The 25022-nt window shown below is 39.9% G+C and carries 30 protein-coding genes and 1 riboswitch; of the genes, 15 read left to right on the top strand and 15 right to left on the bottom strand.

All coding sequences use genetic code 11. From position 1 onward, the window contains the following. Positions 1–86 precede the first annotated feature (86 nt). Positions 87–1064, bottom strand: a complete 978-nt coding sequence (gene pta / locus ACLIJJ_RS10800; RefSeq protein WP_233315959.1) for a phosphate acetyltransferase — start codon at positions 1062–1064, stop codon at positions 87–89. Between the two features lie 319 nt (positions 1065–1383). Here pta and hemQ point away from each other — a divergent pair, with 319 nt between their 5' ends. Together hemQ and gerQ are read left to right on the top strand one after the other, a co-directional pair. Beyond that, positions 1384–2127, top strand: a complete 744-nt coding sequence (gene hemQ, locus ACLIJJ_RS10795) for a hydrogen peroxide-dependent heme synthase (RefSeq protein ID WP_233315960.1) — start codon at positions 1384–1386, stop codon at positions 2125–2127. A 188-nt stretch (positions 2128–2315) separates the two neighbouring features. Then, a complete protein-coding gene (gerQ, locus tag ACLIJJ_RS10790; RefSeq protein WP_233315961.1) occupies positions 2316–2828 on the top strand; it encodes a spore coat protein GerQ in 513 nt (170 codons plus the stop codon). Between the two features lie 43 nt (positions 2829–2871). Here gerQ and ACLIJJ_RS10785 read toward each other — a convergent pair whose 3' ends face one another. From ACLIJJ_RS10785 to ACLIJJ_RS10770, 4 genes are all read right to left on the bottom strand, one after another. Beyond that, positions 2872–3243: a DUF423 domain-containing protein gene (locus ACLIJJ_RS10785; protein WP_233315962.1), complete on the bottom strand. Its 372-nt coding sequence runs from the start codon at positions 3241–3243 to the stop codon at positions 2872–2874. A gap of 18 nt (positions 3244–3261) precedes the next feature. Further along, positions 3262–3552: a YwdI family protein gene (locus ACLIJJ_RS10780; protein WP_411410872.1), complete on the bottom strand. Its 291-nt coding sequence runs from the start codon at positions 3550–3552 to the stop codon at positions 3262–3264. Between the two features lie 260 nt (positions 3553–3812). Then, complete coding sequence (locus ACLIJJ_RS10775; protein ID WP_233316154.1) at positions 3813–4502, bottom strand: uracil-DNA glycosylase; 690 nt, start codon at positions 4500–4502, stop codon at positions 3813–3815. Between the two features lie 12 nt (positions 4503–4514). After that, positions 4515–5231 carry a DUF4230 domain-containing protein gene (locus ACLIJJ_RS10770; RefSeq protein WP_233315964.1) on the bottom strand — a complete coding sequence of 239 codons (717 nt, stop codon included), beginning with the start codon at positions 5229–5231 and terminating at the stop codon, positions 4515–4517. 197 nt (positions 5232–5428) lie between these two features. On the opposite strand from ACLIJJ_RS10770, the gene ACLIJJ_RS10765 reads away from it, so the two are divergent. Continuing rightward, the gene (locus ACLIJJ_RS10765) at positions 5429–5752 is read left to right on the top strand and encodes a YflT domain-containing protein (protein WP_233315965.1); all 324 of its coding nucleotides are present in this window, start codon (positions 5429–5431) and stop codon (positions 5750–5752) included. Positions 5753–5791: 39 nt separating this feature from the next. On the opposite strand, the gene ACLIJJ_RS10760 is transcribed toward ACLIJJ_RS10765, so the two are convergent. The 3 genes from ACLIJJ_RS10760 to ACLIJJ_RS10750 are packed head-to-tail and all read right to left on the bottom strand — an operon-like array spanning position 5792 to position 7510. Further along, positions 5792–6814, bottom strand: coding sequence for a ThiF family adenylyltransferase (locus ACLIJJ_RS10760; RefSeq protein WP_411410871.1), 1023 nt, complete (start codon positions 6812–6814; stop codon positions 5792–5794). Between the two features lie 5 nt (positions 6815–6819). Then, a complete protein-coding gene (gene moaD / locus ACLIJJ_RS10755) occupies positions 6820–7053 on the bottom strand; it encodes a molybdopterin converting factor subunit 1 (protein WP_233315967.1) in 234 nt (77 codons plus the stop codon). Next, positions 7046–7510: a molybdenum cofactor biosynthesis protein MoaE gene (locus ACLIJJ_RS10750; RefSeq protein ID WP_233315968.1), complete on the bottom strand. Its 465-nt coding sequence runs from the start codon at positions 7508–7510 to the stop codon at positions 7046–7048. The genes moaD and ACLIJJ_RS10750 overlap by 8 nt, the downstream gene beginning before the upstream one ends. 268 nt (positions 7511–7778) lie before the next feature. Here ACLIJJ_RS10750 and pdxK point away from each other — a divergent pair, with 268 nt between their 5' ends. From pdxK to bshB2, 3 genes are read left to right on the top strand one after another with little or no spacing between them, the layout of a single operon-like run. Further along, the gene (pdxK, locus tag ACLIJJ_RS10745; RefSeq protein WP_237942075.1) at positions 7779–8600 is read left to right on the top strand and encodes a pyridoxine/pyridoxal/pyridoxamine kinase; all 822 of its coding nucleotides are present in this window, start codon (positions 7779–7781) and stop codon (positions 8598–8600) included. An 18-nt stretch (positions 8601–8618) separates the two neighbouring features. Beyond that, positions 8619–8966, top strand: coding sequence for a YojF family protein (locus tag ACLIJJ_RS10740; protein WP_233315970.1), 348 nt, complete (start codon positions 8619–8621; stop codon positions 8964–8966). 30 nt (positions 8967–8996) lie between these two features. Continuing rightward, on the top strand, positions 8997–9665 hold the full coding sequence (gene bshB2 / locus ACLIJJ_RS10735) for a bacillithiol biosynthesis deacetylase BshB2 (protein ID WP_233315971.1): 669 nt from the start codon (positions 8997–8999) through the stop codon (positions 9663–9665). Positions 9666–9691: 26 nt separating this feature from the next. On the opposite strand, the gene ACLIJJ_RS10730 is transcribed toward bshB2, so the two are convergent. Continuing rightward, on the bottom strand, positions 9692–10159 hold the full coding sequence (locus ACLIJJ_RS10730; protein WP_233315972.1) for an SRPBCC family protein: 468 nt from the start codon (positions 10157–10159) through the stop codon (positions 9692–9694). 227 nt (positions 10160–10386) lie between these two features. On the opposite strand from ACLIJJ_RS10730, the gene ACLIJJ_RS10725 reads away from it, so the two are divergent. The 3 genes from ACLIJJ_RS10725 to ACLIJJ_RS10715 all read left to right on the top strand — a co-directional run bounded on the left by ACLIJJ_RS10725 (position 10387) and on the right by ACLIJJ_RS10715 (position 12853). Further along, positions 10387–11121 carry an ABC transporter ATP-binding protein gene (locus ACLIJJ_RS10725; protein WP_411410870.1) on the top strand — a complete coding sequence of 245 codons (735 nt, stop codon included), beginning with the start codon at positions 10387–10389 and terminating at the stop codon, positions 11119–11121. After that, positions 11111–12121 carry an ABC transporter permease gene (locus ACLIJJ_RS10720; protein ID WP_411410869.1) on the top strand — a complete coding sequence of 337 codons (1011 nt, stop codon included), beginning with the start codon at positions 11111–11113 and terminating at the stop codon, positions 12119–12121. Before ACLIJJ_RS10725 ends, ACLIJJ_RS10720 begins: the two co-directional genes overlap by 11 nt. 87 nt (positions 12122–12208) lie before the next feature. Continuing rightward, positions 12209–12853 carry a TetR/AcrR family transcriptional regulator gene (locus ACLIJJ_RS10715; protein WP_233315975.1) on the top strand — a complete coding sequence of 215 codons (645 nt, stop codon included), beginning with the start codon at positions 12209–12211 and terminating at the stop codon, positions 12851–12853. 71 nt (positions 12854–12924) lie between these two features. On the opposite strand, the gene ACLIJJ_RS10710 is transcribed toward ACLIJJ_RS10715, so the two are convergent. Next, positions 12925–13779 carry a Cof-type HAD-IIB family hydrolase gene (locus ACLIJJ_RS10710; RefSeq protein ID WP_233315976.1) on the bottom strand — a complete coding sequence of 285 codons (855 nt, stop codon included), beginning with the start codon at positions 13777–13779 and terminating at the stop codon, positions 12925–12927. A 481-nt stretch (positions 13780–14260) separates the two neighbouring features. Here ACLIJJ_RS10710 and ACLIJJ_RS10705 point away from each other — a divergent pair, with 481 nt between their 5' ends. Genes ACLIJJ_RS10705 through cydC form a run of 4 tightly spaced genes read left to right on the top strand, consistent with a single transcriptional unit; the run spans position 14261 to position 20129 of the window. Then, the gene (locus tag ACLIJJ_RS10705; protein WP_233315977.1) at positions 14261–15664 is read left to right on the top strand and encodes a cytochrome ubiquinol oxidase subunit I; all 1404 of its coding nucleotides are present in this window, start codon (positions 14261–14263) and stop codon (positions 15662–15664) included. Continuing rightward, the gene (cydB, locus tag ACLIJJ_RS10700) at positions 15657–16673 is read left to right on the top strand and encodes a cytochrome d ubiquinol oxidase subunit II (RefSeq protein WP_233315978.1); all 1017 of its coding nucleotides are present in this window, start codon (positions 15657–15659) and stop codon (positions 16671–16673) included. The genes ACLIJJ_RS10705 and cydB overlap by 8 nt, the downstream gene beginning before the upstream one ends. Then, positions 16673–18373 (top strand): thiol reductant ABC exporter subunit CydD, encoded by a 1701-nt coding sequence (cydD, locus tag ACLIJJ_RS10695; protein WP_411410868.1) that lies wholly within the window; start codon positions 16673–16675, stop codon positions 18371–18373. Before cydB ends, cydD begins: the two co-directional genes overlap by 1 nt. Before the next feature lie 13 nt (positions 18374–18386). Continuing rightward, the gene (gene cydC / locus ACLIJJ_RS10690; protein WP_411410867.1) at positions 18387–20129 is read left to right on the top strand and encodes a thiol reductant ABC exporter subunit CydC; all 1743 of its coding nucleotides are present in this window, start codon (positions 18387–18389) and stop codon (positions 20127–20129) included. 28 nt (positions 20130–20157) lie between these two features. Here the strand turns inward: cydC and ACLIJJ_RS10685 are convergent, their stop codons facing one another. Next, entirely contained in the window at positions 20158–21057 is a 900-nt protein-coding gene (locus ACLIJJ_RS10685) for an SDR family oxidoreductase (RefSeq protein WP_411410866.1), read from the bottom strand. Between the two features lie 65 nt (positions 21058–21122). Continuing rightward, on the bottom strand, positions 21123–21599 hold the full coding sequence (ybaK, locus tag ACLIJJ_RS10680) for a Cys-tRNA(Pro) deacylase (RefSeq protein WP_233315982.1): 477 nt from the start codon (positions 21597–21599) through the stop codon (positions 21123–21125). A 162-nt stretch (positions 21600–21761) separates the two neighbouring features. Between ybaK and ACLIJJ_RS10675 the strand changes: the two genes are divergently transcribed. Next, the gene (locus ACLIJJ_RS10675) at positions 21762–22487 is read left to right on the top strand and encodes a class I SAM-dependent methyltransferase (protein ID WP_251646885.1); all 726 of its coding nucleotides are present in this window, start codon (positions 21762–21764) and stop codon (positions 22485–22487) included. Positions 22488–22517: 30 nt separating this feature from the next. On the opposite strand, the gene ACLIJJ_RS10670 is transcribed toward ACLIJJ_RS10675, so the two are convergent. Beyond that, positions 22518–23420, bottom strand: a complete 903-nt coding sequence (locus ACLIJJ_RS10670) for an NAD(P)/FAD-dependent oxidoreductase (protein ID WP_233315984.1) — start codon at positions 23418–23420, stop codon at positions 22518–22520. 185 nt (positions 23421–23605) lie between these two features. Between ACLIJJ_RS10670 and ACLIJJ_RS10665 the strand changes: the two genes are divergently transcribed. Next, positions 23606–23767, top strand: a complete 162-nt coding sequence (locus tag ACLIJJ_RS10665) for a hypothetical protein (RefSeq protein WP_233315985.1) — start codon at positions 23606–23608, stop codon at positions 23765–23767. Positions 23768–23777: 10 nt separating this feature from the next. Further along, a riboswitch (cyclic di-GMP riboswitch) is annotated at positions 23778–23865 on the top strand. A gap of 88 nt (positions 23866–23953) precedes the next feature. Here the strand turns inward: ACLIJJ_RS10665 and ACLIJJ_RS10660 are convergent. After that, a complete protein-coding gene (locus tag ACLIJJ_RS10660) occupies positions 23954–24289 on the bottom strand; it encodes a hypothetical protein (RefSeq protein WP_411410865.1) in 336 nt (111 codons plus the stop codon). Between the two features lie 338 nt (positions 24290–24627). Further along, positions 24628–25011 (bottom strand): hypothetical protein, encoded by a 384-nt coding sequence (locus ACLIJJ_RS10655; RefSeq protein ID WP_411410864.1) that lies wholly within the window; start codon positions 25009–25011, stop codon positions 24628–24630. Positions 25012–25022 lie beyond the last annotated feature (11 nt).

Genomic DNA, 25022 nt, shown 5'->3' with positions numbered 1-25022 from the left:
CATATTATTATATAGCAAATAAATAAAAGAAAAAACTATTCATCTTCAGCAGAACTTAACTAAAAGATGAATAGTTTTTAGGAGGATTAATGGCTGATGCTTTGAGCTGCAGTAATTAATGCAAGCTTGTACACATCTTCTTCATTACATCCGCGAGAAAGGTCATTAACAGGACGGTTTAATCCTTGAAGGATTGGACCTACTGCCTCAAAATTACCAAGTCTTTGCGCAATTTTATAACCGATATTTCCTGCTTCTAAGCTTGGGAATACAAATACATTTGCATCACCTTGAATTGGTGAATCAGGAGCTTTTTGCTTCGCAACAGATGGAACGAAGGCAGCATCAAATTGGAACTCCCCATCGATTACTAATAGAGGATCCTTAAGTTTCGCTTCAGCAAGTGCACCTTCCACTTTTTCTGTTTCTGGCGATTTTGCAGAACCTTTAGTAGAGAAGCTCAACATAGCAACACGTGGGTCAACATCGAACATTCTTGCTGTTTTTGCACTTTCTACTGCAATTTCAGCAAGGTCGGAACTATCTGGATTGATATTGATTGCACAGTCTGCAAATACATATTTCTCATCTTCACGAACCATGATGAAAACGCCAGAAGTTTTCTTTACGCCTTCTTTTGTTTTAATGATTTGCAATGCAGGGCGTACAGTATCAGCAGTTGAGTGAATCGCACCGCTTACTAAGCCATCTGCCTGGTTAGCATAAACAAGCATTGTGCCGAAGTAGTTTTCATCAAGAAGCGCTTTGCGAGCATCCTCTTCTGTTGCTTTCCCTTTTCTTCTTTCCACAAAAGAAGCTACTAATGCATCGAATTGTGCATAGCTTTTCGGATCATAGATTTCAGCATTTTGTAAAGAAACACCTAAGTTCTCTGCTTTCGTTTGAACTTCTTCCAAATCTCCGATTAAGATTGGTGTTAATATATTCTCTTCTGCCAGACGGCCAGCAGCTTTTAATATTCTTTCATCCAGTCCTTCTGGAAAAACAATTTTAAGGTTTTGGCCTTTTACTTTTTCTTTCAAGCCTGTAAATAGGTCACTCATTAACGAATTCCTCCTTTATGTATACATATTATAGGATACTCTTCCTTGCTAAAAATTCAAGGAATTATACCGATATTTTAAAATTAAGCGCCAATTCCTGTTGTAACACCTAAAATCTGTTCTAAACGGCGCCAGATAAGCTATATCCTGTTATAGCATAACTACCCGTTATATTTTTCCCTAATCATGTTCTAACATGCACATGATTTTTACTAGGTTCGTTTTATGCTTTATTTTGTTCAAGTTTTATTCACAACTTTTATGGAGAAACTATGTTATAGTAAACCTATATGAGAATTATTATCAAGGAGTGGTAGCAATGAGCGAAGCAGCAAAAACACTTGATGGCTGGTATTGCCTTCATGATTTCCGGACAATGGATTGGACTACTTGGAAGATGGTTCCAAGTGAAGAGAGACAAGCAGCCATTAATGAATTCCTAGGATTGCTAGAAAAATGGAATGCTGTTCAAACAAATAAACAAGGTAGCCATGCTGTTTATAATATCGTAGGCCAAAAAGCAGATTTCATGATGATGATTTTGCGCCCAACAATGGAAGAATTACAGCAAATCGAAACAGAATTCAACAAAACGAAGCTAGCAGAATTTACTGTACCTGCTCATTCCTATGTTTCTGTAGTAGAATTGAGCAACTATCTTCCATCTAATTCTGATGAAGATCCTTATGAAAACCCGCATGTAAAAGCTAGACTATATCCGATTCTACCTGAATCAAAATATGTCTGCTTCTATCCAATGGACAAGCGCCGCCAAGGCAATGATAACTGGTACATGCTGCCGATGGATGACCGCAAAAGCTTAATGAGAAGCCACGGAATGATCGGGCGTCAATATGCCGGCAAAGTGAAACAAATCATCACAGGATCTGTCGGCTTTGATGACTATGAATGGGGCGTTACATTATTCTCAGATGATGTTCTCCAATTCAAAAAATTAGTATATGAAATGCGCTTTGATGAAGTAAGTGCCCGCTACGGCGAATTCGGTTCTTTCTTTGTCGGCAATATCTTGTCAGATATACCTGCATTCCTGGAAGTTTAATAATACGTTTTTAGAACCCCACTATTTTAATGGTGGGGTTTTCACTTATTAATTTTTCAGTCCCCTAGGAATAACTTCTTTCTTCCCCTCATAGGATGGAATAGTGAGCAAGCAGCCCAGCTTTTTAAAAATGCAATGAATGAATGTTTGCAATAAAAATGTTTTGTTTAAAAGATGGAGGGATGAAAATGAGTCAGTCTAATTATTACCCTTATCAAGACGGGCGAAACCAAGGTTATGGTTTCCCACAAGGCTATGGAACAGGGCAGCAAGGTCAAGCATTGCCTGGCAGTCAAGGAGCAGCACCCGGACAGCTTTTTGGTACAGCACCACAACCTGGATATGGCACACAGGCGCCGTACATACAGCCGCAAAGCAATGCTCAGCAGACAGCACCTTCCCTGCCAGGCCAGCTTCCTTTAGAAGCTTCTTATATAGAGAATATTTTACGGTTAAACAAAGGTAAGCTTGCCACTGTTTACACTACATTTGAAAATAACCGTGAATGGAATGCAAAGATTTTTAAAGGTCTTATTGAAGCAGCTGGACGTGATCACCTTATTTTGAGTGATCCACAAACAGGACAGCGCTATCTGATTCCAATGATTTACCTTGATTATGTAACATTTGACGAAGAAATTGAGTATGAATATCCGTATGTCACAGGTGCTCCAAACTTAACTTCGTACCCGCCAAGATAAATAATCAAAACGAAAAGCCGCCCAGTGGGCGGCTTTTAGAGCTTTACAGATGTTTAACTGCTGCGATTACAATGAGTAGCCAAGCAGCAATAAACGCCACTCCACCAATTGGAGTAATAGCTCCCAATATTCCTACTTGAGTAAGTGCTAATACGTAAAGGCTGCCTGCAAAGAAAATAATTCCTGCAACCATCAGCCATCCAGCCCAAGTCAAAAGAGTATTTTCTGGAAATTTACTCATAAGAATACCAATAATAAGAAGGCCTGTACTATGGAACATTTGATATTGCACACCTGTTTTCCAAATTTCCAAGTATTTTTCAGGGATCCTCCCTTCAAGACCATGTGATCCGAAAGCACCAATAGCCACAGATAGCATGGCGCTGATTGCTCCAATGATAATAAACATTTTCATATTATTCTCCTCGTTTCCTTAGAAATCAAATAAAGAGTCGCCATTTCCTTCATCAGTATCCAATTTAGGTGTTTGCACTGGCTGCAGCTGCTGAACCGGAACAGGGGCAGGCTGAGCAATGCTTGGCTGGTATACAGGCTGGCTGTATGTTTCACTTGAACGATACGTGCTTTCTTGTTCCAAACACAGCTCACATAATGATTTTATCGCATAAACCCTTTCGCGAATAGTCGCCTCGCTGCCGCTTGCTTTTGCTTCCTTCAGCTGATCTTCTATCTTTGCCAATAATTTTTGGACAGAAATGTTCATAGTTTTAATCCTTCCTTCTTTTGCTGCCGCGTTTATTTGTGAGTGAAGCGGAGACAATCTTGTCCGGATGCCCTCTTCACTTCAATAGACGGAAGTGCTCTGCCTTTAAATTCAAAGGCTTTACACCCCTTTGGGAATCTAGAGTCCCAAGTAATATAAAAATGCTTGCACTTAAAACAATCTATCCTTTTTTGCTCTGTCATCTTTTTCTCCTCGTCAAAAAAGCGGACTAGCAATAGTCCACTTCTTATTTTATTATATTACTCCTTGCCAAAACAATCATCTGCACACCAATTTATTGGATTTGTGCCTAACTCTTCTAAAATGGCATTTATTTTGGAAAAAGGTTTGCTTCCGAAAAAACCTCTATATGCTGATAAAGGGCTAGGATGACTTGATGTAATAATTCGATGCTTGTCTGTATCAATGAGCTTCATCTTTTCCTGTGCAGGCTTACCCCACAACACAAAAATAACTGGCTCCTGCCTTCTGTTCAGCTCTAAAATTACTTCATTCGTAAACAATTCCCATCCTTTTCCTTTATGGGAATTAGCCTGACCTTGTCTGACTGTCAAAACTGTATTCAACATAAGCACACCTTGTGTTGCCCAGCCTTTTAAATAACCATTATCAGGAATTTCACAGCCGACATCCTCTTTCAGCTCTTTAAAAATATTCTTTAAGGAAGGCGGAAGCTTTACACCAGGCTTAACAGAAAAGCTTAACCCATGCGCCTGCCCCGGTCCGTGATAAGGGTCCTGCCCTAAGAAGACTACCTTCACTTCCTTTAGTGGTGTGTATTTTAAACTATTGAATATATCTTCCTTTGCAGGATAAACCGTATACTGACTGTATTCCTCTTTCAGGAATTCTTCCAAGCTAGTAAAATACTCTTTCTGCCGTTCACGCTCTAAGAGCTGCTGCCAGTCATTATTAATTATATCCAACATAATAATCATCCTTTAACCTTCTGTATATTCTATCTTTACACTGTATCCAAGCTGTGAATAAAACTCTTTTATAGTCTTTTCGGCATTTGCTTCTGCCTTTTCCAATAAACCTTGTGACTCTGCTTCCTTCTTGATTTCCTCTTTAGCCTCATTGGCAAGCTGATAACCTTCTTCCCAATCTACATCTCCTCTAAATAAACCAGAAATAGAATATGTCTCTACTTGATCAAAGTCTATCGACGGCTCTTGCAAAATTTCTGCATGAGGAAGCTTGAGGCTAATCTCTTTTTTCTCTTCGTCAACTGCTATCCGGTCCGATTCTATTTCCTCCAGATTTACACCAGCAGTAACAGACCCAGGGACAACAAGAAGAATTTTTCGTTTTGTTCCAGGAATATCTGTACTGATTTCTTTTCCAAAGATTTCATTATCCTCTTTTTCCAGAATAACCTTCACAAATGCTTGCGAGGTAGCTAATGAGGATAAATCCTTCATCTGCTCAACAAAACTGCCTTCCTTTATGGCAGGTTCATCTGCCATTGCCATTTTCCAACATGCTATAATAATTGCTACCAAAACAAGTAAGAGGACAACCATAAAAAAAGCTCTTTTTATCCCCCGTTTTGTTCGATTGAAAATCCCTAGTTTTGGCAGGTAAGAACGCTGCTCTGCTTCCATTACTGCTGCCGCTTGCTCTCTTCGGCTCTGCTTCCAGTCTTTTCTCTTCATTCCTTCTCCCCTTTATTAATAGCTTATGTACTTTTTATTATATAGGGAAATTTGTCGAAAGTGGTGCATTTCACGTTTGTATCATTTTTCCAGTTTAGTAGAAACAAAATTTTATGTTTCACTATTAGTAAAATCGGATAAATAGTAGATAGAGAGAGCGACAGAAGCTCTATACAAATTCTAAGGAGGAATTAGATATGTATAAAGTAGAAGTAGTGGAAAATGGTGTACAAGCAACTAATGTGATTACACAATTAGAAAATCAAGGGTATACAAAGGAAAATATCTATATTTTCGCCCACGACAAAGATCGCTCAGAAGATTTGACTGCGGCCACTGAAACTGGTGATGTCAGCATGAAGGAACAAGGCTTAATGGACACAATTGGAAATGTCTTCAGAAAAAGAGGAGACGAGCTTCGTTCTAAAATGCAATCCGTAGGATTAACAGAAATGGAAGCGGAGAAATACGAAGAAGTGCTGGACACAGGAAAATTAGTAATCGTCGGACACCAGCAATAATTAATAAAGTCAGCCCAATGTTTAACGGGCTGACTTTTTTTATCCAAGCAGCTTGTCATATAGAGATTTAGCATACGTAACATCCTTTGTGTCATGCACAAGGGCTCTCCCATCTTCAAAGAGGACCAGCCTGTTTTGTTCCAGTTCAACAGAAAGCAAAAATGGATGGACCATTACTTTATAGCCGTTCTTCTTTAAACTGTCAGCCAGCTTTATTAATGAGAGCTTCTTTGCATGGGAAGGCCTTATTTGGACCGTTTCTCTTCCGCACAGCACAGCTGTTTTTGTCTTGTTTTCCCCTTTTAAATATGGATAAGACCGCTCCGTTCCGCATGTATGGCAGGCTGGGTTTTTGGCACGGCTTACCTTCATGCTGGAGTATGCATTCGACCATAAATCAAAGTGTAAAAAGCTTCCCCTTAAAGCCTGTCTGTCTTCAATAAGGATTTTCAGCGCCTCCGTAACTTGGTGCGTCACGACCATCTGGACAGCAGGTGCAATGATTCCGACTGTATCACAAGTCATGCCTTGTACAGGCAGCTTCTGAAGCAAGCAATTAAGACATGGAGTTTCCTCAGGAATTATAGTAAAACTCATTCCTGAACTCCCTACACATGCACCGTATATCCATGGAATATGATGATAAACGGCTAAATCATTTAAAAGCATTCTTGTTTCAAAATTATCTGTGGCATCGATTAGGACATCAGCATCTATCAAATATTGTTCTAGTAATTCCTTCGTTGCCTCTGCAACAACACCAGTGACAGCAGCAGAGGAATTGATCTCTTTCAGTCTTTTTTCAGCTGCAATTGCTTTCGGCACACGGCTAGTAGCATCCTCTTCTGTATACAGCTGCTGACGCTGGAGGTTTGAGAATTCCACATAATCCCGGTCGATGATTGTCACCTTGCCGACACCAGCTCTCACAAGCATTTCCGCAGAACTGGAACCAAGTGCGCCAGCTCCGACAATAAGCACCTGCTTTTTTTGAAGCTTCTCCTGACCGGCAGCTCCTATCTGGGGAAACAGCACCTGCCTCGAATAACGATTGTCCTTCATTTGCTTCATCCCCCGCTCACAGGTGGAATAAAGGCAATCACATCATTCTCTTCGATGATGTCATCATCGAAGGCAAACTCTTCGTTAATCGCCGTCATCACTGATTCCAACGGAAGATCACTATACTGCTGCGCTAGCTCTGCCTTTACTTCCTTCACCGTTTTACCTACCATATCGAGCTCTAGTTGGTCAGCGTTTACAATATCCTTTAATCCTGCAAAAAACAGCAGCTTATTCATATGTATCCACTCCTTCCGGCTTGCCGCTTGGATAGGCTTTTGTCTGCTTCTGGTTGCCTATCCATTCTTCCCCGTCTTCCCAATACTCCTTTTTCCAGATAGGCACTATTTCTTTAATTCTCTCAATTGCATAGCGGTTTGCCTCATAAGCATCATTTCTGTGAGGCGTCGATACTGCTATTACTACTGCAATATCTGTTATGTCAAGCTCACCGATTCGGTGAAATATCGCAACCTCTGCATTCTGCCATTTTGCTTTTATCTCAAGTCCTATCTGTTCCAGCTTTTTTCTGGCCATTGGTTCATATGCTTCATAGCAAAGCCTCATCGTCTTTTTGTTTCCTGTCATTTCTCTGACCGTTCCAATAAAGGTTGTAACAGCTCCTGCATTTCTGCTTATTACAAGATCAATTGCTTCCTGAACAACAATAGGTTCATGTACAATACGATAGTTCATAGCCTTCTCCCTTATACTGATTCTTTTAGTTTTAATTAAACCGAACTTTCCTGATTATTTCAATTATTAAACGAATCGAAAAAGCCTTTTTTAGGAATTCGCATACACTTATAATTTCAGTGGCATCTTAAAAGATAGACTTATTAATGCTAACTTAATGAAAAAAAAAACAATTAGTAGTATCATTAGCTTAAAATGAACTACAATAATTCCATCTATCTATTTGGATTAGAAACATCTTCGATGATTACATAGGGGGGCTTATACAATGAAAAAAGTATTAACTTTGGCTGGATCTGACTCAAGTGGAGGCGCAGGCATTCAAGCCGATTTAAAAACATTCCAGGAACTTGGTGTCTACGGAATGACTGCACTGACAACAATTGTTACAATGGATCCAAAAAACCACTGGCATCATAATGTTTTTCCGCAAGATATTGACACCGTTAAATCTCAATTAGAAACAATTATCTCTGTCGGAATTGACGCTATGAAAACAGGAATGCTTGGTTCTGTTGAAATTATTGAAGAAGCTGCAAGGGTAATTGATGAAAATAAAATCAAGCATGTTGTTATCGATCCTGTTATGGTCTGCAAAGGGGAAGATGAAGTGCTTCATCCAGAAACAGCGGAGGCTCTTAGAGAATTGCTTGTTCCAAGAGCTACTGTTGTAACACCTAATCTGTTCGAAGCTTGGCAGCTGGCTAAAACCGATAAACCGATTAAAACAGTTGATGACATGAAGGAAGCTGCTGTAAAAATCCACGCATTAGGACCAAAATATGTGCTGATTAAAGGCGGCAGCAAATTGAATCATGACAAAGCAATAGATGTTCTTTATGACGGAAAAGACTTCACTGTACTAGAAAGTGATCTTGTGGACACAACTTATACTCATGGAGCAGGATGCACAAACTCTGCTGCTATCACAGCAGAACTTGCAAAGGGCAAATCAGTTGAAGAAGCTGTACAGGTAGCTAAGGATTTCATCACTGCTGCAATCAGCAACGGCTTCAAGCTGAATGAATATGTCGGCCCAACAATGCATGGTGCATACCGCAACCAAAGAAACGGCGCAGCTGTAAAGTAAAGCCGAAGGAGGGATAGCATGGATTTCATTCAAGCTGACAAGGTACAAGAGCAAATTAATGAGAAGGCTAAAAAGGAAGTTTATATTCATTTAGAAACAACAAACGGCGCCTACGCAAACCATAATGACGAATCCTTCTTTAATTCCGGCGCCTATATTCGCAACGCAAAGCTTGCTTATGAATATGGTAAAATCACAGGCAATGGACCATACCGAATTGGTCTTAAGACAGAAATTGGCTGGGTTTATGCAGAGGGAATCACTCATTATGAAGTAGATGATAAAGGACGTCTCCTTTTGGCAGGACTCGATTTTACAGGCAAGCTTGCTGTAGCATTGGAAATTAGTGAAACACCATTTGATTAATTTAGTTGAATTAGGCAGGAGGAAATAACATTGGAAAAAGAAAGACATGTTTTAGTCATCTTTCCCCATCCAGATGATGAAGCTTTTAGTGTTTCTGGAACAATAGCAAAGTATATTCATGACGGCACGCCTGTCACTTATGCATGCTTAACTCTGGGACAAATGGGCAGGAATCTTGGAAGTCCTCCATTTGCAACAAGAGAAACACTTCCGGATGTCAGGAGAGAAGAACTTCAAGAAGCAGCAAGAGTACTTGGCCTTGAAGATTTAAGAATGTTAGGCTACAGAGACAAAACGATAGAATTTTTGGATGACTCTGTTCTTGTCAATGAATTCACAGCATTGATTGAAGAGCTTAATCCATCGTTAATCATCTCGTTCTACCCTGGATATTCGGTTCATCCGGACCATGATGCCACGGCAGAAGGAGTTGTAAGAACATTAGAGAAAATAGAGCCATCAAAAAGGCCTAAGCTCCAATGTCTTGCTTTTTCCCGCAACTGCATAGAAGACTTAGGTGAACCAGATGTTCACGTTGACGTTCAAAATTTTGCAGAGAAGAAAATAGCAACGATCGCAGCACATCGTTCCCAAACACAGATGTATGCCTTGTCCTTGCAAGAGGGATTGAATAACCAAGATCCTGCTGTGCTGGAAAGACTGTACACAGAAAAATTATGGACATATAAATTCAAATAAAAAAAGGATGCGACCGCATCCTTTTTTTAATATTCTCTATTAAGCTCCAAGCTTGTTTCTTCTCGTTCAAGTAATTCCTTTGCCCGTTGGACATGATCGCCGTCTTCTGTCTTGATAATATTAACCAGCACTCTTTTCGTCAGCCTCATCATCAAGCCCTTCACATGGACCTTTCCTTCAAATTCTACTTGTGTGCCTTCTTGGATTTCTGCGAATCTGTAATCATAATCTACCAGCAATCCATTTGAATTGCTTCTCCGTTTAAATCCAACATTTTTTTCATAAGAAAGATACTCTATTTCAGCTGTTGCGTTTTTTCCACGCACTTTTCTTAGTTCTCTAAATTTAGTTCCAACCCCGATAGGGCCATCTGTCAGCTTCTCCGTTTCCTCAACATTACTCATGTACTCCGGTGCGTAGCTCATATTGGCAAAGTAGGCAAAAACAACATCTACTGGTTCTGTTATGATGACACTTGCACGAAAGTCTGCCATATTTCCACCTCATATTATATTCTATCTATTAATCTAGCTATTATTTGAAATACTTTTTATAAGTATAACCGATTTTCATAAAAGACTCTATTTTATTGCCAAGCTTATTTAAAAAAGCAGCAATAGTCACAAATTATAAAAATGAGTGATTACTCACTTTACATTATCTTTTATAGATTTTATTATTAAAGTGAGTAATCACTCATTAAAAGACAGGAGGAGTCATTATGGCAGAAAAACCAGTTGTAGCTATTCATAAACTCTCCAAAGCTTTTGGCAAGCGTCCTGTATTAGAAAATATTAATCTAGAGGTGCAGCAAGGAGAAATATTAGGTCTGCTTGGACCTTCAGGTGCTGGGAAAACAACACTTGTAAAAGCAATGATTGGCCTTGAAACACCAAGCAGTGGAAGTGTAACAGCACTTGAGACAGCCATGCCTAACCTCAAAACCATGGAGAAAATTGGCTATATGACGCAAGCTGATGCCCTATATCATGATTTAACAGCACTTGAGAATCTCCAGTTTTTTGCGAGGCTTTATGGGTTGAAAAAGGCTCAAAGAAAGGAGCGGATTGAAGAGGCTGCTCATCTTGTTAACTTAACAGAACATCTCCATAAAACAGTTTCTCAGTATTCAGGCGGTATGAAACGGAGATTGTCTATTTGCATCGCTCTGTTAAATAAACCACAACTTCTTATTTTAGACGAACCAACCGTTGGCATAGATCCTGTTCTCCGTAAAAGCATTTGGGAAACATTCCGCAGTCTTAAAGACTCAGGCACTTCTATCATTGTGACAACACATGTGATGGATGAAGCCGAAAAATGTGACAGACTGGGTATGATTCGCAACGGCAGAATCATCGCATTAGGATCTCCAGATGAACTGATGGCCCGCTGTAATGCCCGAACAATGGAGGAAGCTTTCTTATATTTTGGAGGGGTTAACGATGAGAATTAGAGCATTAGTCATCCGTATCTTACAGCAATTTTATCGGGATAAAAGAACAGTCGCTATGATGATAGTTGCACCAATTTTTATTTTAACAATGGTTCATCTTGTTTTTAACGGTGATGGCTATGAACCTACAATTGGGCTCATTAATCCTCCGAGCAACATAGAAAATGCCTTTACCAATGATTCCACAACCCTTTATAAAACAGAAAAATCTGCGCTCACTGACCTGGCTGCAGGCAAGATAGACGGTTATCTTCTTATTGGCAAGGACCTTAGCATTATGGTGGAAGGCAGTGATCCAAGTATAAGTAAATCTGTACTTGAAGCGGTTCAGTCAGCCCTTCCTGCTGGGACAGATGTTCCTAATATGAGGATAGATACTTTGTATGGTGAAGAAGAAATGAGCCAATTTGACTCCTTTGGTCCCATTCTACTTGGTTTTTTTGCCTTCTTTTTTGTCTTTCTTGTCGCAGGCGTTTCCTTTTTGAGAGAAAGGACATCCGGTACATTAGAAAGACTTTTCTCTAGCCCAATTAGAAGATGGGAACTAGTTCTCTCTTACGTAATTGGCTTTGGATTATTCACCATGCTTCAATCTGCGATTATTGTTTTATTTGCAGTATATATTCTAGGGATGATAAATGAAGGCTCTGTATTTCTTGTTTTGCTGATTACACTTATCCTGTCCTTAACAGCACTGACACTTGGCATTTTATTGTCTACCTTTGCTAAAAATGAGCTGCAAATGATTCAGTTTATTCCAATTATTGTGGTACCACAAGTGTTTTTTTCAGGATTGTTTCCTTTAGAGACTATCTCTCGATCCATCAGCTGGATTTCTGTTTTTACGCCATTGTACTATGCTGGCAATGCCATGAAGGATGTTATGATTAGAGGAAAGGATTTAACAGAAATCGGTGGCCCGATTCTCGTTTTGCTCGCCTTTTCCACCCTTTTTGTACTAATCAATATAGCAGCATTAAAGCGGCATCGAAGTATATAACATACTAGGCAAAGTTATTTCTAAATAGGTTTTCTGCATTTTTCATTGTACAATAGGAGAAAGATCCTGCAATTAAAGGAGCGTCTCATGAGTAATCAAGAATCCATATTAGACTTCATTCTTAAAGATGAAGATAATGTGACAGAAAAGCAAAAACAAATAATCGCAGCAGCAATTGAAGCCTTTTCCGAAAAAGGGTTTGCAGCAACTTCCACGAGCGAAATTGCCAAAAAAGCTGGCGTCGCCGAAGGAACAATCTTCCGTCATTACAAAACAAAAAAAGACTTACTGCTAAAGCTTCTTTCTCCTATGCTTTCAAAGCTGATTGCACCAGTTGTGCTAAAGGATTTTAATAAAGTATTGGATGCAGAACATCACAGCTTTGAGGATTTTCTTCGAGCGGTCGTCAAAAACCGGATGGAATTTCTGCAAAAGAATGAAGCACTTTTTAAAATTCTCATACAAGAAATTCCCTTTCATCAAGATTTAAGAGAAATTTTCATTGAACAAATTGCCTCAAAGGTGTTCAAGCGGTTGCAGGAAATCATGGATTTCTATCAGAAGAAGGGCGAAGTAAAAGAAATGCCCAGCCTTTCTGCCGTACGTCTAACAGTCACTTCTATCATTGGATATTTCATTGCCCGGCACCTCATCATCCCTGATTTTAATTGGGATGATGAAGCTGAAATCGAAAGAACGCTTGAATTCATATTAGCCGGCCTTGCCCCTTAAAAGGTACATTCACAAAAAAATCCCCTGTAGCCACTTGGCCAACAGGGGATTTTCATATATGTAAGTTTTCATCATGCCTCTAGAGCAAGCTTAATCGCTTTGCCAACACCGCTTTCTTCGTTTGTTGCTGTCACAAAGTGGCACTGTCTTTTAATTTCATCATCAGCATTTCCCATTGCCACTGCTCGTCCAACCTTCAGCATCATGGACAAATCATTATAGTTGTCGCCGATTGCCATTGTGTCCTGTAGCGAAATTCCTCTTGACTGTACAAACTCCTCTAAAGCAATGCCCTTTTGAGCTTCCACTGCTGTTATTTCCATATTTTCCTTGCCTGATGCACTGACTGCAAGCTTTGAAATTTGCTTTAATTCTTCTCTTACCTTATTTAATGTGACTGGTTCAAAGTGGAATGCCAGCAGCTTGTAAATAATCTGGTCTTCATCCTCAAACAGTACAGCATAACTGTCCAGCTGATTAACCTCCTGCAAACGCTCCTCTGCAGCCTGCTTAATTTCTTCCATGTCTTTTATATGCCCATTTACAGTAAAAATGTCCATAATCAACGATCTGGCCATTGTCTTATCCAAAGTGTATGTTCCTCTATTTGTGTAAACTTCATAATAAACTTGATTGCTATGCAGAATTTCCGCAACTTCCTTTGCAAGTTCCTTGCTTAGTGGATTTGTATGGATAATTTCATGTGCGCTTGTGCGGATTTCCGCTCCATTTGCACAAATCATCGGTGTGATAATACCTGCATCCTTCAGCAAATCGCCTGCTTCTTCATAAGCACGACCTGTTGCAATCACGACCTCCACTCCGCTCTCCTGTGCGAGTTTAATCGCCTCACGGTTTTCCGTTGTTATTTGCTGAGTTGATGTCAGCAGCGTGCCATCCATGTCTATCGCAATACATTTTACCATTCTTTGAACACCCTTTTTATTTATTTGCGGAAGGAGTAACACTAGTAAAGTTTAGCGCTTCCAACCTTCCTAAAAAAAATTTAATCTTGTAGCCAATATCTTTATGATACCATGTATCCACCAATTTTAATAACACCCCGCTTTGTAGTGCTTCCACTCTTCTTCAACAGGGTATTTTTGTCATATTTGTGAACTAATATTGTGAACATTTTTCAAACACTTTGTGATTTATAACGCAGAATTATCCTTTTTCATTATGATATAGCTATCATTTGGAAAAGGAGACGATAGAGGCACAAACAACTGTACAGCAGCTTTTTTAAAGAGTAAAGAGACTAAAAAACACATTCAGGTTGCTGCTCTAACATGCTACTGATTCCAAATGTTTTTTTCTTTTTCACTGGTTAGTCAACGATATTTATCGCAATTTTAATTATCATGTTCACAAATTCACATTTTTAAGAACAAGGAGGAAAAACACATGGATATGGTGTTTTTATCACGTTTGCAATTTGCTTCCACCACCATCTTTCATTTCTTCTTCGTGCCAATTTCCATCGGCTTAGTATTCATGATTGCTATTATGGAAACGATGTACGTTAAAAGCGGAAATGAAGAGTATAAAAGAATGGCAAAATTTTGGGGAAAGTTATTTCTTATTAATTTTGTCATCGGAATCGTTACAGGGATACTTCAAGAATTCCAGTTTGGTATGAACTGGTCGAACTACTCCCGCTTTGTAGGAGATGTTTTCGGTGCTCCCCTTGCGATTGAGGCATTGCTTGCCTTCTTTTTAGAATCCACCTTCATCGGGCTCTGGATTTTCGGCTGGGATCGGTTATCCAAGAAGGTTCACCTTGCCTGCATTTGGCTGACATCTTTCGGTACGATTATGTCTGCCTTCTTTATTCTTGTGGCAAACAGCTTTATGCAGCATCCTGTCGGTTATGAAATCAACAATGGCAGAGCAGAAATGAATGACTTTTTGGCACTTCTTACAAACGGGCAGGCACTTGTTGAAATTCCCCATACTGTTCTCGGGGCTTTGGCAACAGGAGCTTTCCTCGTTACAGGGATAAGCGCAATTAAACTATTAAAAAAACAAGATGTTTCTTTCTTCAAAAAATCGTTCCAAATTGGGATTGCAGTTGCGTTAATTTCGACATTTTTGACAATGGTCGCAGGTCACGCACAAGCTCAATATTTGGTGAAAACACAGCCAATGAAAATGGCAGCGAGTGAAGGTCTTTGGGAACATAGCGATGATCCGGCATCATGGACTGTTTCTGCTTTTATTAATGTCGACAAAAAGGAAAACACAGGTGAAATTAAAATACCTTATCTGCTCAGCATTCTTTCCTACAATACTTTGGACGGCAGCGTAAAAGGGATGAATGAGCTTCAAGAAGAGTATACGCAAAAATACGGGGAAGGAGATTATATTCCTCCTGTTAAAACAACGTTTTGGAGCTTCCGCATCATGGTTGCTGCTGGAGTTGCCATGTTTGTGTTAGGCATTTACGGTGTTTACTTGGCCTGGAAAAAGAAACTTGTTTCTAAACCAAATAAGTGGTTCTACCGTTTTATGGTGGCAGGTATATCCTTGCCATTTATAGCCAATACTTCAGGATGGATTATGACAGAAATAGGAAGGCAGCCATGGACAGTTTTCGGTCTTATGCAAACAGCAGACAGTATAAGTCCAAGTGTCAGTGCAGGCCAAGTCTTATTTTCCATCATCACGTTCTGCACCGTCTATGCAATACTGGCTGTAATCATGATTTTCCTTTATGTGAAGGTAATCAAAAAAGGCCCGTACAAAATGGACGCAAAAGAGCAAAAAATCAACAATGACCCATTTGCAAAGGAGGGTTTCCATGTTTGATCTAGGTGTACTTTGGTTTATCTTAGTTGCTGTCTTATTCATCGGGTTCTTCTTTCTAGAAGGATTTGATTTCGGTGTCGGCATGTCCACACAGTTAATTGCCAGAAATGATATGGAAAGACGAATTCTCATTAACACAATCGGCCCATTCTGGGACGCAAATGAGGTTTGGCTGATAACAGCAGGAGGAGCGCTATTCGCTGCCTTCCCTCATTGGTATGCAACATTGTTCAGCGGATTTTATACACCGCTTGTCGTCGTGCTGCTTGCTTTAATTATTCGTGCAACAGGTTTTGAGTTCCGAGCAAAAGGAAATCACCCATTGTGGAAAAAGACATGGGACATCTGCATATTTTTAGGCAGTCTCCTTCCCCCACTCTTGTTTGGGGTTGTGTTTGCCTGCTTTATACAAGGACTTCCGATTGACAAAAACATGGAGCTTAATGCCGGCTTTTTCGATATTGTTAATGTTTACACACTAACAGGCGGCATTACTGTCCTTATGCTTTGTCTAGTTCACGGGCTTATGTTTACAACAATCCGGACTGTCGGCGATTTGCAGGACCGCGCCCGCAGCCTTGGCCAAAAACTACTGCCGCCATTAGGTATTTTATTAACAGCATTTACTGTAATGACATATATCAAAACGGATATCTTCGAAAGACAAGGCACCATCCTTTCCTTCCTGTTCGGAATCGGTGTTATTGCATTTGTTCTGAGCGGATATTTCATTTCTAGGAAAAAGGACGGCTGGGCATTTGGAATGACAGGTGCTGTCATTGCCCTCTCCTTTATATCCATTTTTATCGGCTTATTCCCAAGACTGATGATCAGCTCGATCAACAGCACATTTAGCTTAACGGTTTCCAATGCAGCCTCCGGCCATTATTCCTTAAAGGTAATGACCATTGTCGCACTTACCTTGCTGCCTTTTGTATTAGGGTATCAAATTTGGAGCTATATTGTATTCCGTAAACGCGTTACAGAAAAGTCCCATCTGGAGTACTGATGGATAAAAACTTAATGAAGTCAAAAGGAATCAAGCCGATTCTTGCATTGCTAGCTGTTTCAACAATCTTTCAAGGTGCCGCCATTATTCTGCAAGCCAAGTGGCTTGCAGAGGCGATCACCTCTTTATTTAATGGGGAAAAAATTCAAGAACAATATGAGACGATCATATTGTTCTTGTTGGCATTTCTGGTTCGCCATCTTCTCCAGCTCTTCCAGCAGAGCATCTCCTCTCGCTTTGCTGAAAAAACTAGCAGGGAACTGCGCTCCCGTCTTATCAATAAATTGTTTCAGCTTGGACCGAAATATACGAAAAAACAAGGGAGCGGAAATATATCAACACTTGTACTTGAGGGAATATCCCAATACAAAGGTTATGTAGAGCTGATTTTGCCAAGGATGATCAGCACTGCCGTGATTCCGCCAATGATATTACTGTTTGTTTATTGGAAGGATTGGATTGCAGGCATCATTCTGACCATTACCATGCCAATTTTAATAGGTTTTCTTATCCTTGTTGGGCTAGCAGCAAAGGGGCAAATGAACAGACAGCTCGCAACATATCGAATTCTTTCCAATCACTTTCTCGATTCTTTGAGAGGATTGGAAACACTTAAGTTTCTTGGAAAAAGTAAAAAACACAGTGACAATATTGTTAAAGTCAGCGAACAATATCGGGCTGCGACAATGAAAACACTGCGTGTCGCTTTCCTATCTTCTTTTGCACTGGACTTTTTCACTTCATTATCTGTTGCTTCTGTTGCCGTTAATTTAGGCGTCCGCCTTATCAATGAGAACTTGATGCTGCTGCCGGCACTGATGATTTTAATTTTAGCACCTGAATACTTTCTGCCAGTCAGAATGGTTGGAGCTGACTATCATGCTACATTAAATGGCAAAGAAGCAGGTGCATCCATCTTGGGAATTCTCGATGAGAAAAGTGATGATATTTCGAGTAGGCAAGATGCAGATATACAGGACATTTCTTCCATTTCATTTGAGCATGTTGGCTACCAGCATGCTCAAAGTGAACAGTTTACACTTAAAGATATTTCCTTCCATATTAATGGCAGTAGAAAGGTTGGAATTGTCGGTGAAAGTGGCGCAGGGAAATCAACACTTATCGACTTGCTCAGCGGTTTCTCTGCAAATACAGAGGGAACCATTTTGCTAAACAATAAAGCTATCCCTAGCCTCATGCAAGAAAAATGGCGACAACAAACGGTTTATATCCCACAGTCGCCGTATATTTTCAGCATGACATTGCGAGATAATATTAAGTTTTACTGTCCAGAAGCGAAAGATGAGGACGTGGAGAATGCCTTACGAGCAACTGGATTGGAAGCATTGTACCGCTCCCTTCCAAATGGACTCGATGAAATGCTTGGTGATGGCGGCAGGACACTCAGCGGCGGACAAGAACAGCGGATTGCATTAGCTAGGGCCTTCCTAACCGATCGGAAAGTCATGCTGCTAGACGAACCTACGTCCCACTTAGATATTGAAACAGAGTACGAATTAAAGGAGACAATGCTTCCATTATTTGAAGATAAGCTTGTCTTTTTAGCAACACACCGCCTTCATTGGATGAAGGACATGGATCAGATTTTCGTAATGGAAGACGGTAAAATAGTTGAAAACGGCACACATGAAGAGCTTGTAACAGCAAAAGGAAGCTATTACAAGCTGCTGACACAGTAAGGAGCTGCTAATCATGAAAGAAGACAATTGGATATTTCCGTTTATGAGAGAAAACGCTGGACGAATCCTAATCATTCTCTTATTGGCCATCTTGGCACTCGGTACAGGAGCAATGCTCACCTTTACGTCCGGCTTCTTGATCAGCAGATCTGCTATGCCGATTGAAAACATCCTGATGGTTTATATTCCAATCGTCGGTGTGAGGGCATTCGGAATCAGCCGAGCTGTGTTCAGCTACCTGGAAAGACTGGCAGGTCATGATGCGGTGCTGCGTATATTATCGAAAATGCGCATTAAGCTTTACCTTATTTTAGAGCCACAGGCACTTTTCATTAAAAGCCGCTTCAAGATGGGCGATATGCTCGGTGTGCTGGCTGAAGATATTGAACAGCTGCAATATATTTACTTGAGGACGATTTTCCCTACAATTGCCGCCTTTGTACTTTATATCATCGTCATCTGCTCTATCGGAATTCTTGATATTCCGTTTGCGATCTTAATGGCCATATATTTAGCATTGCTGCTTATTGTGTTTCCGATTTGCTCTCTCTTTTTAATGAGAAAAAAACAAACAGACTATAAACAGCGAAGGAACGGGCTATATCAAAGATTGACTGACAGTGTTTTAGGCATCACAGATTGGGTTATCAGCGGGCGCTCTGGCAGCTTTATTTCCTCTTATGAAGAAGATGAAGTCTCTGCTGCTCAGGTAAACAGCAGGCTAACAAGCTTTTCAAGATGGCGTAATTTTGCACAGCAGGCAGTTGCTGCATTAGTTATCACTTCTTTGCTTGTTTGGTCTGCTGAACAGTATGCACAAGGGCATATACCAGCTACATTGATTGCCGCAATAGTTTTAGTAGCATTACCTATACTGGACGCACTTCTCGTCGTTTCCGAGGCATTCGAAAGAATTCCAGGCTATCAGGATTCCTTGAACAGACTAAAAAAAATAGAAAACGGTGCTGAACAAAAAATTAGCGCACAGGAAACTGCTGCAAAAGAAGATTCTGTTCACATTAAGCTCGAGCAAGTTTCCTATTCCTACACAAAAGCTGATATTCCTTCCGTTCAAAATGTTTCTGTGGATATCCCACAAGGAAAAAGAATTGCAGTTATCGGCAGAAGCGGTGCTGGAAAATCAACATTATTAAAGCTAATCCAAGGAGCGATTCCTGCTCAAGTTGGAAGAGTATCCTATAATGGAAAGACTGCTTGCGTTCAGATGGACTCTTCAACAATCATTTCTGTACTAAATCAAAATCCTCATCTTTTTGATACAACGCTAAGAAACAATGTGCTGTTAGGATCAGAAAATGCTGGTGACAAGGAATTAAATGAGGCAATTAACCTTGCCCAGCTCGGTGATTTAGTCCAAAAACTGCCAGAAGGACTGGATACATTTATGCAGGAAACAGGGCAGCGCTTTTCTGGAGGCGAAAGACAGCGTGTCGCACTTGCGAGAATTCTCTTAAAAGACACACCAGTAGTCATTTTAGATGAGCCAAATGCAAGCCTAGATCCTCGTACAGAAAAGGAGCTTCTGCAGACCATCTTTACCGCTCTAGAGGGAAAATCAGTCATCTGGATTACTCATCATTTAGTCGGCGTAGAGCATATGGATGAGATTCTCTTTATGGAAGCAGGCCAGATAGTAATGAGGGGCACCCATACGGAACTTCTGAAAGAGAAACGCTACAGACAGCTATATGAACTGGATCATCCAGATTTTCTCTTAAAAAAAGATGAGGCATGATTAACTGCCTCATCTTTTTGTTTATTATTTATGTCGTTACGACTTGCCCGCCGTTTATATGAATAACTTCCCCTGTCGTGTAGCTTGAATCATCAGACGCCAGGTATACATAAGCAGGCGCAAGCTCAAACGGCTGGCCGGCCCGTTTCATTGGTGTATCAGTTCCGAAAGTCATAACATTCTTTTCAGAAAAGCTTGCCGGAATCAATGGTGTCCAAATTGGACCAGGCGCAACAGCATTCACCCTGATTTTCTTTTTAGCCAACGACTTAGATAACGACCTTGTCAATGTAAGAATTGCACCCTTTGTAGCTGAGTAATCAATTAAATCCTTATTTCCCTCATATGCAGTGACAGAAGTTGTATTAATGATGGAACTTCCCGCCTTTATATGAGGAAGCACAGCCTTTATTAAGTAAAAGAATGAAAATATATTCGTCTCAAAGGTATTCAGCAATTGTTCCTTTGTAATGTTAAGAATGCTCTTTTGTACAAATTGTACGGCATGGTTATTGACTAATATATCAATTTTTCCAAAACGCTGGATTGCCCTTTGTGCAACAACCGCTGCGTTTTCTTCGACTCTGAGGTCTGCTGCAATAAATAAACTTTCTCCGCCCAGCTGTTTAATTCGCTGCTCTGTCTCTTGGGCATCTCTGTGTTCATTTAAGTAAACGATAACGACCTTTGCCCCTTCCTTTACAAAGGCATATGCTGCTGCCCTGCCAATACCGCTGTCGCCGCCTGTAATAATTGCCACTTTCCCCTTGAGCTTGCCGCTGCCTTGATAGTTGGGATTTTCTGAAATAGGCAGTGGGTTCATCTCATATTCAAAGCCTGGCATTCTGTTCTGATGCTGCGGGGGAAAGGCAATGGGGATCGTTTTCACTTCTTGCTTTTGATCATAATATGGATATTCGGGATACATTATATTCGCACTCCTTTGGGCCTTTGTCTTTACATATGGTATGCCCAGTAAGAAGAAGTGGTGCATTATGACAGAATATCAGCGAGCACTGCGTCTGTCGCAGACATTAAATCCTTAACTTCCAGTTCAATCTGCAGACCTATTTTTCCTCCGCTGACAACAATGGACGGCAGCCCATCTGCACCTTTATCAAGCACTGTTGTATATTTTTTCTTCATGCCCACAGGTGAGCAACCGCCTCTAATATAACCTGTAAGCTTTTGAATATCTTTTACTGCTGCCATTTCAACCTTTTTAGCATGAACTGCTTTTGCTGCTTTTTTTAAATCTAGCTCCTCGGCAACTGGAATAACAAAAACATAAACCTCCTTCCCCCCATCTTGGACAACAAGTGTTTTATACACAATCTTATTATCAACACCAATCTTGTCCGCTACAGAAACACCGTCAATTTTTCCATCTTTATTTTCATACGAGTGAATTTTATAACTGACGTTTAATCCATCCAGAATTCGCATTGCATTTGTTTTTCCTTTGGCCATCTAATCACTTCCCACTCTCTACTCTCTTTTTTTCATTATAGCTCATCCCTTTCTCTAAATCCCGCCCATTACCAGAACCTATTTTTAAGATGTGCCATATAGTATTGGAAAGCTTCCTTATTTCAGCAGGAAGCAAAATGCTTTCGGACTATTGGAGGAATAATGATGAAACCATCCTATCAAGATGCACTAGCTTACTACGGGGTAAACGGTGCCCATCCTGGCGGACTTTCCTTGACCAAATACTTGCTGCAGCAAGAAAGAATAACATCAACAACACAACTTTTAGACGCAGGCTGCGGCACAGGACAAACCTCCGCCTTTATAAAAAAACATTATCCATGCTCTGTCACAAGCATCGATCTTCATCCAACAATGATAAAAAGAGCAGCAATCCGTTTCCAAAGGGAGAACTTACCTATCAGACTGCTTGAAGGCAGCGTTGAAAAGCTTCCTTTTCCTGATGGAAGCTTCGATATTATTCTTGTAGAATCTGTCCTTATCTTTACAGATATCCGCAGATCTTTGAGTGAGCTAAAGCGAGTGCTGAAGCCAAATGGTGTCGTCCTTGCATTGGAAATGACATCTGAAAGGGATTTGACACCAGCAGAACAAGGCAATATGCGGGCTGTGTATGGTATTGACAGGGTATATACAGAAGGAGAATGGGTGCGCAGCTTAGTGAACGCAGGATTTACAAATGTAGACATAAAGCTGTCTCATACTGTGTTCTCCCATATGTATGCCAATATGGAAGCCGAAGAAGAGGAAATGGATTTTACTGTTTCAAGAAATATGGAAATGGAAAATAAGCTATCAGAGCATGCGCAAATCTTATACACATATGGAAATTTCATTGGTTATCGTGTTTACAGGGCCTCTTTGTAAACGAAGGAAACCTCCTGAAAAATCAGGAGGTTATTTTTCATTTAATAAAGATTTGTGTATCCAAATAGCAGCCTGAGAGCCATCCCCCATCGCAATCGTCACTTGTTCGGAATGAGCAACAACATCTCCAGCAGCCCAAACATTCTCGACATTTGTCATCTTTGTTCTGCCATCAACCGTTATATGGTTGTTATCCATGACTTGAACGCCAAGCTGTCTGGCCAGTTCTGACTTAACAATATTGCCGCCAAATGCAATAAAGCTGTGTTCTCCTTCAAGAAATTCTCCATCTTCTAATGTATAACCTTTCAAGTTGGATCCTTCTGCTTCTACCTTTTTAATCTGCTTATTTATGACAGGAATATGATGCTCGTCCAGCTTCTTCTGCACTTCCTCATCAATTGCTTCACCGCCGTGATTAATGTAAACTAGCTCCTGCGTCCAATAAGTCAATGTTAATGCCATATTAGCACCGACTTTGCCATTGCCGATAACAATCGTCTTCTTGTTCTTAACCTCATATCCGTCACAATCTGGACAAAGATAAACACTGATACCTAAACAAGGATATAGCTCAGGAAATGGCGGAATATTATCAATGATACCAGTTGCGAGCAGTAGTCTTTTCGCCTCAAACTCCCCTGCTTCTGTATAAATATGAAAAGAGTCACTCTGCTTCTCTACTTTAGTAGCGGCAGCAGCAAGAAACTCGACACCAAGGCTTTCTGCATGCTGCTTTCCCTTCTGACGCAGCTCGACACCGCTGATACCGTCCGGATAGCCAAGGATATTATGATAACTCCTGCAAAGAGTAGACCTGCCCTTTTCTGAATCAATCACCAATACATTATGTTTATACCTGCCAAGCTGAATAGCCGCCTGCAAGCCAGCGATACCTCCGCCAATAATTGCACAATCCAATGTTTTCTTCATTATGAACTCCTCTTATTAAAGTTTATCGGTTTTATTAGATTTCCTGAATCGAATGATGTTTATACAAGGCTAAATGGTGAACATCTTTTTTACTGTTTTTCCCAAAATAGACATGAATACTTTTCAAGTTGGCTATAATAAGTCATAATAGATTCAGCAACCCCAAATTAAGGAAGTGGTTTTGTTTGCAGCTGGTAAAAAGGGAGCTTGCGCGCTTATTAGACGATCACAGCAGATGCCCTGATTTTCTTATAAAAAGGGAAATCGAAATAGACATACAATTATTAAAGGAAGCCATTTCCATCTTCGAAGAACAGCAGAACAGCTTCCACCAGAAAGAAACCTGAATATATGAATATCTTGCAAAGGCAAATTTTACGAAAGTAAAAGACGCAAAGCCACGGACCTAAGATAGACAACCTATTATGGCCGCCGGGCTGCCAGGATCCTTTATAGTTCCATTAATACCCCAATAGAAAAAAGCATAACTTCTAATGAAATTATGCTTAAAAGTATCTCTTATAAACTTCCATTTACTCTAATATTATATCTTTGCGATTCTCTGTTAAGATAACCTCTTCTAGAGGAAACCATTTCTCATAATAATATTTGTCTGTCCTATCAAACTGATATTTCATAGCTAATTTAGCATCACCTGTGCCGAGAAATACCTTTCCGTCTACTATGCGTGGACTGACATTAAATGTTTTTCCCTTATATTCTGCTAGATCATTTCGGTTTATTCTTTTCTTATAAATCCCTCTACCATATGTATCAACAAAATCACTGTCTATCTTAGAAATATCCTCAATGCATATTATTATCCATATCTTTTGTAACTTTATATTCTTCACCTTTATAGATTCCATAATAACCTTTTTTTATCACAACTGTATTCCTCCATTAATATATTATCGGAATTAAACATTTATGGTGATTAGAGCTCGGTTATCTCTCTTATTAAATATATCTCATCCAGGGTCACTCTCTTTTGATAGTAGAATGTATCCGTTCTTTCAAGAGCGTTTGCAAATACAAACTTTGCATCTCCTGTACCAAAGCAGACTTCAATTAAAATTAAGCCAGAAAAATATTGAGATCTTCTTCAGAGTTTTCAGCACTTACTCCTTCTAACTGCAGTATTCTGCTTATATTTTGTTCAAATAGATATAGCAAAAAAACTTTTAAAGGTAATAAATAGTGCTCTTTAATAATCAATTGGTATACTGGAACTCACTGTGTTTCCTTTACTGCCAACATATGTTACAGACGATTGCGCTTCGTCTAGCTGTTTTAGCTTAACAGCATTATTTTCACGTATAAGCATATCGCTAGGTATTCCAGCCAAAGACATCGCAATCCATAATTTATTTTCATTAACAGTTGGCCTGCCGATATTAAATTGTGGATGCTCTTTCATAAACGGACTGATATACCTCGCAAAATAGTAGTCCAACAATCTATTAAGTAAGAAGTATTTTGCCGTGTCTGTTTCTGATTTGAATTGTTTTTTCTGTTTTAGATAAGGCTCATTCTGCCTCTCTACAATAACTAAATCAAACTCCCATATTTCCCTTTTCTTTTCTAACACATAGTAATTCT

The organism is Niallia laureatilytica (genome assembly GCF_046613985.1).
In the GTDB taxonomy this organism is placed as follows: domain Bacteria; phylum Bacillota; class Bacilli; order Bacillales; family Cytobacillaceae; genus Niallia.
This window is presented reverse-complemented; position numbering and strand designations above follow the sequence as displayed.